The organism is Micromonospora inaquosa, from assembly GCF_003857055.1.
GTDB lineage: Bacteria > Actinomycetota > Actinomycetes > Mycobacteriales > Micromonosporaceae > Micromonospora > Micromonospora inaquosa.
The window spans coordinates 1-11,696 of record NZ_QGSZ01000403.1; the positions used below are offsets into that span (position 1 = coordinate 1).

Here is an 11,696-nt window from a genome sequence, read left to right on the forward strand (position 1 = left end):
GGCCGCAACGCCCGATCCGACTCCCACTGTCGCCGCGCACCAGCCGGCACCGCACGCATCTGCCTCTTCCCGCGCCCCATCGCAAACCTCCGTGATCAAGGTGTTGCGACGATCAGTTGAATTCGCCGTGTCCATAAGGGTCACTATGGTGTAGCCCATCCAGCTGGTTGACGCCGAGGCCGCGGCCCGCGCCGTGCTGGCCGGCACCGCGACGCGACCTGGGGCTGTGCCTTGTGTACCAGCCATAGCGAAGGCTGCATTACCCCTCTGCCATGCGATGATGCTCCGTCAGCTACACCGGTCAGACGAGACCCTCGAGCTGATTAGGTGCGGCGTCGGTGGCGGACACTTCCGGCAGTTTGAGGTTGAGCACGCCAGCGGCGGAGAGTGCCTTCAGCGTTACGAGTACTGCATGATCGCGGTACTGCTTCTTGGCTGCGATCTTCATGACCCGGTCCACGACATCGCGCACGCCGTACACCTCGATCGGTCCACCGCCGACGGTCTGGCTGTCACACCAGTCTCGGATTCGCTTCTCGTCTATGCCGCGGGTCGGGCCGGCGAACCTACCGACGTAGAATCGAAGGTGAACCTGTGACGGGCTATACCCGTAGCGCACCGCAGCCCCGAGCAGCACCGCATCACGTATTACCGGATCGTTGAGCAGCGCATACAACTTGCGCGCCCGCACATCGCCGGTCGACCCCATGACGTGGTTGGCAACGATTCCACGGGAGCCGAACGCCGACTTCACCGAAGCGAGGATGAGCTTGTCCGACCGGGCACCAACAAGGTCAACCTCGTAGCCATGGGTCTGCAGCCCACTTGGCGTCTGGCGTGGCACCGGAAACTTGATCGCCTCGGACACCACCAGCTGCTCGTCCTCCAGCGCAAGCGCCACCATCGATTCAAACGCCTCCACGGGGCGACCCTACTCCGCGGATGATGGGTAACGTCTCGTGATCGCGCTCCCCCGGCGGCAGACATCCGGCCACTCGTCAGGCGTGATCAGATGTGTCCGGCGATCGCAACTACCCGCTCATGCCGAGCCCGGCCCTCAAAGCCTGCGGGGGCTCTGGTAAAGCAGGCCGAGGCGACACCGAGACTCAAGGCCGAGACGGCAAGAGCGGAGCAAGGCGGTTCGAGTGTTGTCGGCCAGTGGTGTGGACAGCCTGCAACTAAGGTGTGTTTCGTAGGTCAGGTTGGCAGCGTCCCCCGTAGCGCGACGCGCCGACACTGCCGCCAGACCCCGACACAAACTCCGACAAAAGTTCGACAACGCGATCGGACCGCTGGCTGCCTCCGCTCGCGAGAATGAGGACCTGACAATGCTGCCGAACGGGCAGCGGCGAACGGCCGCGCCGATGCTCGGTGCACAAGCGGCGATTATCGTCGGCGCGCACCGTGACCGCGTGCAGGTGACCGGGGGTTGGAAGTGTTGGCTGACAGCGACGAGACCAAGACCGCCCGCCGCGCGCTCGGCCGCCGGCTCGCCCAATTACGGAGGGCCGCCGGTCACACCCAGCACGACTTAGCGCGGCTCGTGCAATACGGGCGCAGTTCCGTGGCGAACACCGAAACCGGCCACCAGCACCCGGACCGGTCCTTCTGGGCGCGCTGCGACATCGTGCTGGAGACCGGTGGCGTCCTCGTCAGCGAGTATGACCGGATCACCGAGCGGGACCATCGGCGACGCCGCTCATCGGCGCTGCAGGAGTTTGAGACCGCGTCAGGGCCTGCGACACCGACGGACACTGGCCACGCATGCGCTGAAGTGGATGACGGTGCTGTCCTATGGGAATGTGAGGGCCGCATTGACGCCCGCCGGCTGGCGTTGAAGTCTTCCACCGATGACAACGTCCGCCTCACATATCTGGAGAACGAGGTCCTCGAGGCGATCGCCGACAACGAGCGCCTCACCCCTGGAATCCTCATGGGGCGTCTGCGACCGCTGCGCGCCTACATAGACCAGCTCATGGCCGGCCGGCAGCACCCACCACAACGCGCCCGTCTTTACGCCGTCGCCGCTCATCTATCTGGGCTTCTTGGCGCGCTCGCCCTTGACCTCGGCGCGTTCACTGTCGCGCACGCCTACGCCGCCGAGTCGTTCGACCTCGCCGAGGCTGCCGATCAGCCCGACGTGCAAGCCTGGGCACGGGCCACGCAGAGCTTGGTGGCCTTCTACGCTGGTGACTACCACGATGCACTGGCTTACGCCCAGGATGGCCTGCGCCGCGGCGGTACCAGCGTGCACCGCATCCGTCTTACCATCAACGGTCTGGCGCGGTCCCTCGCCCGTCTCGGTGACCGGTATGGAGTCGATCGTGCGGTCGACGATGCGTTCACCATGCTGTCCGACTACCCGGCCGGCTCGCCGGTCAGCGCGAGCCTCGCCCTCGGCCCGTACTGTCCGGCGAGGACTGCGGCCAACGCGGCGACCGCTTACCTTGCGCTTGGTCGTACCGCAGGTGTCACCAACCATCTGACCGTCGCAATCGACGCGTTCGACACCGCGGGTTTGGCCGGTCCGCGAGCACTCAGCCGCCTGGACTTGGCCACCGCTCACCTGCACGCCGATCGTCCCGACCCTGAGCAGGCAGCCACGCTGGCGATGGAAGCGCTCACCCTCACTGCGGACCAGCGCTTCGAATCGGTTCACCAACGCGCCCGGCAGTTCCTCGCCGCCGCTCACCCCTTCGCTAGCCAGCCGCAGCTACGGCACGTCGCCGACCTGCTGGCTGACCGCACGCAGATCGATACCACCGCACGGCCCGCTCTACCATCGCTGTCATGAGCAGCCGGGAACTGGCCAACCTGCATCAGCGCTGGACCGCCTACCAGGACCTGCCCCAACTCACCAACCACTGGTACTGGCGTCCAGGCTGGCGAGCCGACCGCCAGTTCTACACCTGGCACCTCACCTTTGAACACCAGCCTGAACTTCATAGCCTTGTCACCGACCTGCAAAGCCAGCTCGCTCTGCCTGGGCTCGATTTGGTGCCGCTCGACGGGCTGCATCTGACCATGCAGGGTCTCGGCTTCACCGACGAGGTCACCAACAGCGACATCGAAGCGATAGTCGCTGAGACCCAGCGACGCTGTGCCGGCTTGCCGCCGCTGGAGCTGTCGCTCGGTCCAGTCGACCCCGACGCCGAAGGGGTCGGTTTGCTTGTTCGCCCATGGGACCGCGTCGAGCACCTGCGCGCCACCATTCGTGATGCGATCAGCGCAGTCTGGCCGGCCGTGCCAGAGGCCGCCGAAGGGTTCCGGCCTCACGTGACGATCGCTTACAGCGGTTCGCAGGCACCGACCGAGCCCATTTGCGCGCGCCTCACTACCCTCCGCCACCGGTCACCTGCCCGGGTGACCATCCGACAGGCAACGCTAATCGCGCTGCGTCGAGAACACCGCACCTATGAGTGGACAACGATGGCCGTCGCACCTCTCGCCCGGTGACGAACCTGCTGGGTCTGAGGGCGTGATCGCCGAGCGGATCGAGCTGGACGCATACCCCAGCTACTCGGGATCATCCGACGGTGGTGAGGTGCCTGCCGGCAGCGCCAGGCGGGGTGGCGTCGAGCAGTTGCGCGGCTGCGTGCAGTTGCCGGTGCACGACCTGGGTGTGGTGGCTGTCGGTGTCGGGCTGGTGGTGGCCTGCGGCGGCTGTGGTCAGGAACCACCAGGCTGCCCAGACGCGGTGCCATCCCAGCGCCCATTGAGCTGCCGGGAGGCCGCCGCGGTCGGAGTGGGCGTTGGCGCTGCCGCCGGCTGCGACGTAGGCGCGAATCAGGCGGGTGAGTTGGGCGGGTTCAGTGGTGGTGCGGGTGCCGAACCAGGTGGCGAGGTCGAGCAGGCCGGGCCCGGTGAAGGCTTTCGCCCAGTCGACGAGGCGGCATCCGGTGCGGCTGACGTGCAGCGAGCTGCGGTGGAACTCGCCGTGGCACAGGCCGAAGGGCTCTCGTTCGGCACCGTCGGCGCGCCTGCCTGCCACAGCCGCCAGCCGCCGCAGCAGGTCCTCGATCATGCCCGTGTTGAGGAAACGGCCTTGGCGGTGCAGCGCGTCGAGTGCGGCGAGCGCCTGCTCGGGAAGGCGTGCCAGGGTCTGTTGGTCGAATGCGGGCAGTTCGGGCACTGGGGGGATGGCGTGGACCGCGCCGGCGGCAGCTGCGGCCTCGGCGATGGTCGGTGGGCGGATAGGGTCGCCGAGGTCGTCCATTAGCATGCCCAGTGCCTGCGGACGGAGCGTGTAGCCGTGCAGGTGGGGCACGGCGGCGCCCTGTTCGTTGAGGTATCGCAGCAGCGCGGCTTCGCCGGTGAACGGTGCTGTGGCGAGTTTGCAGATCACGCTGCTGCCGTCGCTCAGGTACAGCCGGTGCACCGTCGACAGTTCCCACTCCTGGATGACCTGCCCACCGGTCTGTTGATGGCCGGCGGCGGTGAGCATGTCGCGGCGTAGCTGTTCCGCCAACGTGGCATCTATGGCGGTCACGGTTTGCTCGCCGTCTGGATGCTGGTGGCGGCTCGCTCGAGCAGCGCCAGCGCAGTGTCAAGGCGGGCCGACATGCTCGCCGGCAGCCGAGGGTGGGCTGCCTGGTGGAAGGCCCGGAAGTGTGGCAGTAGCGTGAGCAGCGCCGGGCGCGTGCGGAGGAAGTCGGGGACGTCGCCGCTAGTGTGCGCCCGTCGCAGCAGCGATGTCAGCGCGACGATCTTGTCGGCGGTTGAGGCGAGCAGTACCGGTAGGTCGTCGACGCGGATGGGCGGGTCCGGCATGTCGAGGGCTTGGTGCTCGGCCTGCAGGGCGGCGATGATTCGCGGTACCTGGGGGCCGTAGGCGGTGGCGAGGACCTGGTAGATGTCCGGCGTGCGGGGCGCGAAGTCGGGGATGTCGTGCAGCAGCGCTGCCGCTATCAGATCCGGTGCCGGGTTCGGCACATGCTCGCCGATGGTCACCGCGACCCGGACCGCGTGGGCCAGTGCGGGGCGGTCGTCGATGGAATGTCCGGCGCACCATCGCCGGGCGTCGCGTAGGGCGCGGTCGACGATGGCGGCCCGGGGAGGGGATAAGACGGTCATGGTCTGATACCTCCTGGTTGCCGTAGCATCGGCGCCATGTCCGGGCCGCTACCGCAGTGGTGTGAGCAGACGTGCGTGGTGTGTCCCGCCCAGCGACTCGGGCCGGGCCAGTTCGACGTGGTCGACCGGCCCGGACCCGAGTTCGCCTACAACCAGGACATCGGATGGCGAGTCACCGTCGAGGGTGTCGCCGTGTGTGTGCACCCGTATCGGGTCGGGCTGCCACCGGGCCGCTACGCCTCGCGAGGTGAGCCGGTCCCGGCCCGCGCGTCACGACCGGCGCCGACGCCTGCCTCCCTGGTGCTGCCTACTGATCTGGTGGATCTGGAAGGCTGGCTCGTCGCTGTGCTGCGCGACGCTCCGTCGGAGCAGATCTTCGGTGCCGTCGCCCGCGCCGAGCGTCTCGCCGCGGCGAGGTTCGACCCGAAGCAGGTGGTGGCGGCCATGCGGCGGGTGCTGTCGGTGGAGCTGGCTAACCGCTGACCCCGATCGGGGCGGCGGCCGGGTCCGGCTGGTCGAAGTTGAAGTTGTGGCTGCGTCCGTCGCGTCCCAGGCCTGCGGCCTGGTAGTGGGTGTTGAGCTGGTCCAGCCGGCGGGTCACCTCGGCGGAGTCCAGCCAGTAGCACAGTGGCTGCGGCCCCCAGCCGGCGGCGGCGTAGTACGCGTCGGTGAGGCAGCCGCGGGTGTAGGTGAACTCCTCCAACTCGGTAGCGTGCGGGAAGGTGACCCCCAAGTCGCGCTGCATCTGGGACATCAGGGTGAACTGGGCCAGCACGGCGTGGATCATCTCGTCGACCGGTGCCGGAACCAGCAGCTCTGCGGCTTCCTCGTCGCCGCCGGAAAGCTCGAACACCGCAGCCTTGAGCGCTAGGACCCGCATCGCCTCGGTCAGGAGTGGACCCGCGTCCCGGTCCAGGGACCAGCGGCTGATCGCCGGGTAGCCGGTGAACGTCGCCCAGCAGCTGGAGTACTTCATCGACGAGCTGCGCAGCCGCTCGGATGACGGGTGCTGCATGACCTGGTCGAGGATCTCGGCGGCTCGGCGACCGACCTCAGCGGGTTCGGGCATGGTTTGTGGGGCCATCGCATGTCCTCCTACGGGTGTATTGGGCATAGGTAGGCGCTGCCGGACTGCGGCCGGATCGCCTGTCACCGCTGTCCGTCGCGCTGGCGGCACGCAACGGTGATGCCTTCATTAACGGCCAGGTCGACGGATGTCGATAACCCGCCGCATCGACCTCCGACAAAGCTCCAACATTGATTCCCCAACACCATGGTGCCCTCCCGATGAGGTCCGCGCGCTGAGTCCTCGTGGGCCGACGGCGCTCACCGGATAGGCCAACAGCGCGGCCGTCGACGACCGGGGATCTTGTCGGCGGATTGTCAGACGTGGTGGCCGACGCTTACCGACATCGACTGTCTTCGCCTTTAGTCACTTTCGTCGTCGCGCGACAGCCGTTCCGCTCTTCCCTGAATGCGTGGCGGTCACGTCGCCGCAAGCGGCGATTCTGACGAAGCAGACACCCGCGATTCTTCGATCGCATTTGAGAGGATCCTGATGTTGGATCAGCATGACCTTGAGCGTTACGGCTACCGGCAGGAGTTGGCGCGACATCTCCGGTTTCGGGATCTGCTGGCCTATGGGTTGGTCTACATGGTGCCGATCGCGCCGATGGCGATCTTCGGTAGCGTGTACTCCGGCTCGGGCGGCATGGTGGCTCTGGCGTACGCGATCGGTGTGGTGGCGCTGGTCTTCACGGCGTTCTCGTACGCGCAGATGGTGCGGGCTTTCCCGATGTCGGGCAGCGTGTACAACTACGCCGGCCGGGGCATCAGCCCACCGGTCGGGTTCCTCGCCGGCTGGGTGATTCTGCTCGACTACGTCCTCGTGCCGGGGCTGCTGTATCTGGTGGCGTCGGTGGCGATGCACGCCACCGTGCCTGGGGTGCCGGTGTGGGGGTGGCTGCTCGGGTTCGTCGTGGTCAACACGATCGTTAACTCCGTCGGGATCCGCATGACCGCGGTGGTGACCCGGGTGATGCTGGTCGGTGAGCTGCTCGTGCTGGCGGTGTTCCTCACCATCGCGGGCTGGGCCCTGGCCTCGGGTAGGGGCCGGTTCAGCTGGGAGGCGTTCTACAACTCCGACATGTTCACCTGGTCGCTGGTCGGTGGCGCGGTTTCGATAGCGGTGCTGTCGTTCCTGGGCTTCGACGGCATCTCGATGTTGGCGGAGGAGACCCGGGACGGGGCTCGGCAGATCGGCCGGGCGATGGCCGCCGTGCTGGTGCTGGCGGGGGTGTTGTTCATTGTCCAGACGTGGCTTGCGGCGATGCTTGTGCCGAACCCGGCCGGGCTGCTGACGGACGGGGATCAGGACGGAACGGCGTTCTACGAGGCGGCCCGGGTGGCCGGCGGCGGGTGGTTGGCGACGCTGTGCGCGGTGGCGACGGCGATCGCGTGGGGCTTGCCGAACAGCATGGTGGCGCAGGTGGCCACGTCGCGCCTGCTGTACGCGATGGCCCGGGACCGGCAGCTACCGGCCTTCCTGGCGAAGGTCTCGGCCCGGCGGAACGTGCCGTTGAACGCCACCCTGCTGACCGCGGTGGTGTCGCTCGCCCTCGGCCTGTACATGTCGTTCCGGGCGGACGGGATCACCCTGTTGTCGTCGCTGATCAACTTCGGGGCGATGGTGGCGTTCCTGGTGCTGCACGTGTCCGTGGTCGTGCACTACCTGATCCGGCGGGGTAGCCGGAACTGGTGGGCGCACCTGCTCATGCCGGCGGTCGGGTTCGCGGTCCTGGCGTACGTGGTGGTGAATGCGAACATCGCGGCGCAGCGCCTCGGTCTGGCGTGGCTGGCGTTGGGGGTGCTGGTTCTAGGTGGCTTGTATGCCACGGGCCGGCGGCCGGTGCTGTCGGGGCTGGCCCCGGTAGGGCCGGCCCGGCATGAGATGCAGAGGGTGTGACCGTCGTGGACACGATTGTCTACCGGCCGGTCCGGGACGAGTTGGCGTACACGTTCGGTGGGCGGATGCCGGTGGCGCACCTGCGGTCCGGGGATGTGCTGGAGGTGTTCACCGAGGACTGCTTCGGTGGGCGGGTGCGCGGGCCAGCGGACCTGCCGTCGCAGGTGTGTCAGATGCCGTATCTGAATCCGGTGTCGGGGCCGTTCTTCGTTGAGGACGCCGAGCCCGGTGACACCCTCGCCGTGCACATCATGTCGATCATCCCGGCCCGGGAGTGGGGGGTGTCGTCGACGTTCCCGCACTTCGGGGCGCTGACGTCGACCTCCCACACGGCCACCCTGCAACCGCCGCTTGAGGAGCGGGTGTGGGTGTACGGCATCGACCGGGACGCGGGCACGGTGCGGTTCCAGGCCACCGAGACCGACCACAACGTGGATCTGCCGTTGGAGCCGATGATCGGCACGATAGGTGTGGCCCCGGGCGGGTTCGAGACCCGGGCGACGATCGTCCCGGACACGCACGGCGGAAACCTCGACACCCCCCTCGTGCGCGCCGGCACGACCGTGTATCTCGGGGTGAACGTGCACGGGGCGATGCTCGCCCTCGGCGACGGGCACGCCCGCCAGGGCGAGGGTGAGGCCTGCGGCGTCGGCGTGGAAATCGCCACGGTCACCACCCTGGCCGTGGAGGTGGTCAGGAAGACGCCGACGGTGTGGCCACGGCTAGAGACCGACACCGGCATCGCCTCCGTCGGCTGCGCCCGACCTTTGGAAGACGCCTACCGCATCGCCCACACCGACCTCGTCGGCTGGGTGGCCGACCTGACCGGCATGGACACCCTCGACGCCTACCAGCTGATCTCCCAGGCCGGCCGGGCGCCGATCGGGAACGTGTGCGACCCCAACTACACCGTCCTGGCCACGGTGGACACGGCCCTGCTGCCGGGCGGTTGCGCCGCCTACGGTGGGGTGCACGCCCGGCTGCGGCGCGCGGCCGAGCCGCGGTAGACGGCGAGCACGCGATGACCGCGCTGACTCCCCCGCTGCCACTGCGGGACGAGGTGTTCCTGCTCGGGCACGACGAGGACACCGGACAACCCCACGTGCACCGCCCAGCCCTCGCCCTGGGCATGGCCGGCGCGGTCCTGATCGACCTGTTCCTCGCCGGGCGGGTGATGTTGAACCCGAACGCCACCACCCGCCCCGGCGGCGACCTCACCCTGCACCTGCATCAGGACCGGCCGGTCGGCGATCTGATCGCCGACACCGCGATCGCCTCCATCCGGCACGCCACCACGCCGCCGCCGCTGCGGGGCTGGCTGCGGGCGTTCAGCGACGACCTGTACGACCGCACCCGCGCCGGTCTGGTCACCTCCGGGATCCTGCGCCACCAGCAGCGGCGCCGCCTGGCCGGGCTGGTTCGGGCCGACACGTACCTGCCCAGCCACACCCGCTGGCAGATCATTCCCCGCGCCCGGCTGTGTGCCCTGGCCCGGGGACGGGAGCAGCCGGACAACCACACCGCCGCTCTCGCCGGCCTCGTCGCCGTGCTGGGCCTGTCGCCGTACCTGTATCTCGACGACGACACCGCCACCCTGCCCGCCCGGCTGCGGACCGTCGCCGACCAGCACTACAAGCCCGTACGGGCCGTCACCGCCGCCGTGGACGCCACCGTCGGTGACCTCGCCACCGCCACCTACCGATAAGCACCCGTCCCAAGCACAAGGACAGGACAACCTTCGATGGACAACACACCCCGCATCCGCACCCTGCGGTGGGCCGAGCGGCAGGAAGTGGCAGGCGTCGTCGCCGCCGCTCTGCACCCCGGCAGCCTCGGCGAATGGCTGGTACCCGACGCCGCACACCGGCTACGGGTGCTCACGGCCGTTGCCGAGATCTGGGTCGAGCATGCCCTGTTCTTCGGCGACATCCACGTCACCGACGACCTCACCGCCGCCACCGTCGGCCTGCACCGGCTACGCCCGCTGCCACCACCAGCGAACTACCCGTCCCGCCTCGCCGACGCCGCCGGCCCCTACCTTCAGCGGTTCCGCACCCTCGACGCCGTCCTGGAAGCCCGCCGGCCGGCCGGCGCGCACCACCACCTCGCGACCCTCGCCACCCCACCGCAGGACGCGGGCGGTCTCGACGAGGTGATGCTGGCCCACTACCTGACCCGCATCGACCGCACCGAGATGCCCGCCTGGGCGGAAGTCACCGTCCGCGACCGGACGCTGTTCACCCGCCACGGCTACCGGGCGCAGACCCCGATCCGCCTCCCCCACGGTCCTACCCTGCTGGGCATGCATCGACCTGCCGGCGGCGGCCGACGCTGGCCCACCAACCCCACCGAAAGCGGTACGCGGCCGGGTCCACCGGCCGCCTCACCATCGGCGGCCACCGCCCGATAGACCACATCCACCGCCCCGCGTCGTTGGAAGGATCCACCCACCGATGCCGTCCCTCGCGTCCACACGACGGCGCTCATCGCCTCGGTCGTCGACCGCGTCCAGCAGCACCAGGCCGACCACCCCACTCCATCCTCACCGCCCAGGCTCAGATGGCCGCCGTGCTGCACGCCCTCGGACACTGCGCCTCCGCCGGGGCACTGCCGACGGACACCATGGCCATCCACCGGCACGCTCACCCCGCCCGTCCCACCATCGAGCGGATGGAAGATCAGGAAGGTCAGCTCAGCCTGCTCAACCAGCGCTGCGTCGAGCAGCGCCACCACCATCCCCCTCAGGGATGACAACGCGAACCGTGCGGCACCGGCCGCCCTGCCCCGCGCCCTCCTACGCTGACAAAACCCCACGGCCAGCCCAGTTCAACGTCGAGCGAAACCGACTTGTGCCTTCGGCAGGTGACCCGCCTCTCAGCCGCTTCCTGCCGCTGCGACCGCACCGTCGAACGATATGAAAGGACCGCCAGGTGACCGACGTTAAAGCATCCGGACCGACTGCCGAGGAACTGCGCGCCCGGCTAGCCGACAACCTGGTCGCCGCCGGCGCGATCACCACACCCGCCGTCGAAGCCGCTGTGCGCGCCACACCCCGCGAGGCGTTCGTCCCGGACAACGTCGACCTTGTCGACGCCTACGCCGACGACGTGGTGGTCACCAAACGCGGCCCGGACGGGCGCGCCACCAGCTCCGTCTCCGCGCCCTGGCTGCAAGCGCAGATGATCGAACAAGCAGCGCTACGACCCGGCGCCCGCGTCCTGGAAATCGGCTCCGGCGGCTACAACGCCGCCCTCATCGCCCACGTCGTCGGCCCCACCGGAGCCGTCACCAGCATCGACATCGACGCGGACGTCACCGACCGGGCCCGCACCGCGCTCGCCCGCACCGGTTACCACACCGTGCGCGTCGCCCACGCCGACGGCGAGGACGGCTACCCCGCCAGCGCCCCCTACGACACGATCATCGTCACCGCCGAAGCCGCCGACATCCCCACCACCTGGACCAGCCAACTCGCCCCCGATGGCACCCTCGTCGTGCCCCTGCGCATCCGTGGACACACCCGCAGCCTCGCCCTCACCCGCACCGGCAGCACCTCACCGCCACCTCGGCCCACGTCTGCGGCTTCGTCCCCATGCAAGGCGCCGGCGCCCATCCCCCACGCCGACTGCACCTGCACAGCGACGACATCGTCCTGACC

13 protein-coding genes are annotated in these 11,696 nt (G+C 68.8%); 9 read left to right on the top strand and 4 right to left on the bottom strand.

The window, feature by feature from the left end; all coding sequences use genetic code 11:
* Positions 1-301: 301 nt before the first annotated feature.
* The gene (locus tag DLJ59_RS35825) at positions 302-922 is read right to left on the bottom strand and encodes a hypothetical protein (protein WP_124778540.1); all 621 of its coding nucleotides are present in this window, start codon (positions 920-922) and stop codon (positions 302-304) included.
* Between the two features lie 513 nt (positions 923-1,435).
* On the opposite strand from DLJ59_RS35825, the gene DLJ59_RS35830 reads away from it, so the two are divergent.
* Complete coding sequence (locus DLJ59_RS35830) at positions 1,436-2,794, top strand: helix-turn-helix domain-containing protein (RefSeq protein ID WP_244236408.1); 1,359 nt, start codon at positions 1,436-1,438, stop codon at positions 2,792-2,794.
* Positions 2,791-3,456: a 2'-5' RNA ligase family protein gene (locus tag DLJ59_RS35835; protein WP_124778542.1), complete on the top strand. Its 666-nt coding sequence runs from the start codon at positions 2,791-2,793 to the stop codon at positions 3,454-3,456. The genes DLJ59_RS35830 and DLJ59_RS35835 overlap by 4 nt, the downstream gene beginning before the upstream one ends.
* Positions 3,457-3,526: 70 nt before the next feature.
* On the opposite strand, the gene DLJ59_RS35840 is transcribed toward DLJ59_RS35835, so the two are convergent.
* Positions 3,527-4,489 (bottom strand): phosphotransferase, encoded by a 963-nt coding sequence (locus tag DLJ59_RS35840; RefSeq protein WP_124778543.1) that lies wholly within the window; start codon positions 4,487-4,489, stop codon positions 3,527-3,529.
* Positions 4,486-5,073 (bottom strand): HD domain-containing protein, encoded by a 588-nt coding sequence (locus tag DLJ59_RS35845; protein WP_124778544.1) that lies wholly within the window; start codon positions 5,071-5,073, stop codon positions 4,486-4,488. Before DLJ59_RS35845 ends, DLJ59_RS35840 begins: the two co-directional genes overlap by 4 nt.
* Positions 5,074-5,109: 36 nt before the next feature.
* On the opposite strand from DLJ59_RS35845, the gene DLJ59_RS35850 reads away from it, so the two are divergent.
* Positions 5,110-5,556, top strand: coding sequence for a hypothetical protein (locus DLJ59_RS35850; protein WP_124778545.1), 447 nt, complete (start codon positions 5,110-5,112; stop codon positions 5,554-5,556).
* Here the strand turns inward: DLJ59_RS35850 and DLJ59_RS35855 are convergent.
* Positions 5,546-6,157, bottom strand: coding sequence for a hypothetical protein (locus DLJ59_RS35855; protein WP_124778546.1), 612 nt, complete (start codon positions 6,155-6,157; stop codon positions 5,546-5,548). The genes DLJ59_RS35850 and DLJ59_RS35855 overlap by 11 nt on opposite strands.
* A gap of 474 nt (positions 6,158-6,631) precedes the next feature.
* Here DLJ59_RS35855 and DLJ59_RS35860 point away from each other — a divergent pair, with 474 nt between their 5' ends.
* From DLJ59_RS35860 to DLJ59_RS35885, 6 genes are all read left to right on the top strand, one after another.
* Positions 6,632-8,038, top strand: coding sequence for an APC family permease (locus tag DLJ59_RS35860; RefSeq protein ID WP_124778547.1), 1,407 nt, complete (start codon positions 6,632-6,634; stop codon positions 8,036-8,038).
* Entirely contained in the window at positions 8,035-9,045 is a 1,011-nt protein-coding gene (locus DLJ59_RS35865) for an acetamidase/formamidase family protein (protein WP_124778548.1), read from the top strand. Before DLJ59_RS35860 ends, DLJ59_RS35865 begins: the two co-directional genes overlap by 4 nt.
* Before the next feature lie 14 nt (positions 9,046-9,059).
* Positions 9,060-9,743, top strand: coding sequence for a GOLPH3/VPS74 family protein (locus DLJ59_RS35870; protein WP_124778549.1), 684 nt, complete (start codon positions 9,060-9,062; stop codon positions 9,741-9,743).
* Positions 9,744-9,779: 36 nt separating this feature from the next.
* Complete coding sequence (locus DLJ59_RS35875; protein ID WP_124778550.1) at positions 9,780-10,448, top strand: hypothetical protein; 669 nt, start codon at positions 9,780-9,782, stop codon at positions 10,446-10,448.
* Between the two features lie 149 nt (positions 10,449-10,597).
* Positions 10,598-10,789, top strand: coding sequence for a hypothetical protein (locus tag DLJ59_RS35880; RefSeq protein ID WP_124778551.1), 192 nt, complete (start codon positions 10,598-10,600; stop codon positions 10,787-10,789).
* A 179-nt stretch (positions 10,790-10,968) separates the two neighbouring features.
* Complete coding sequence (locus DLJ59_RS35885; protein WP_244236407.1) at positions 10,969-11,694, top strand: class I SAM-dependent methyltransferase; 726 nt, start codon at positions 10,969-10,971, stop codon at positions 11,692-11,694.
* The last annotated feature ends 2 nt before the right edge of the window (positions 11,695-11,696 follow it).

What these genes read in the sequence shown, in the direction of transcription:
- DLJ59_RS35860 (WP_124778547.1), top strand. Translation starts at nt 6,632, where the DNA reads ATGTTGGATCAGCATGACCTTGAGCGTTACGGCTACCGGCAGGAGTTG.
- DLJ59_RS35880 (WP_124778551.1), top strand. Translation starts at nt 10,598, where the DNA reads ATGGCCGCCGTGCTGCACGCCCTCGGACACTGCGCCTCCGCCGGGGCA.
- DLJ59_RS35870 (WP_124778549.1), top strand. Translation starts at nt 9,060, where the DNA reads ATGACCGCGCTGACTCCCCCGCTGCCACTGCGGGACGAGGTGTTCCTG.
- DLJ59_RS35835 (WP_124778542.1), top strand. Translation starts at nt 2,791, where the DNA reads ATGAGCAGCCGGGAACTGGCCAACCTGCATCAGCGCTGGACCGCCTAC.
- DLJ59_RS35875 (WP_124778550.1), top strand. Translation starts at nt 9,780, where the DNA reads ATGGACAACACACCCCGCATCCGCACCCTGCGGTGGGCCGAGCGGCAG.
- DLJ59_RS35845 (WP_124778544.1), bottom strand. Translation starts at nt 5,073, where the DNA reads ATGACCGTCTTATCCCCTCCCCGGGCCGCCATCGTCGACCGCGCCCTA.
- DLJ59_RS35850 (WP_124778545.1), top strand. Translation starts at nt 5,110, where the DNA reads ATGTCCGGGCCGCTACCGCAGTGGTGTGAGCAGACGTGCGTGGTGTGT.
- DLJ59_RS35855 (WP_124778546.1), bottom strand. Translation starts at nt 6,157, where the DNA reads ATGGCCCCACAAACCATGCCCGAACCCGCTGAGGTCGGTCGCCGAGCC.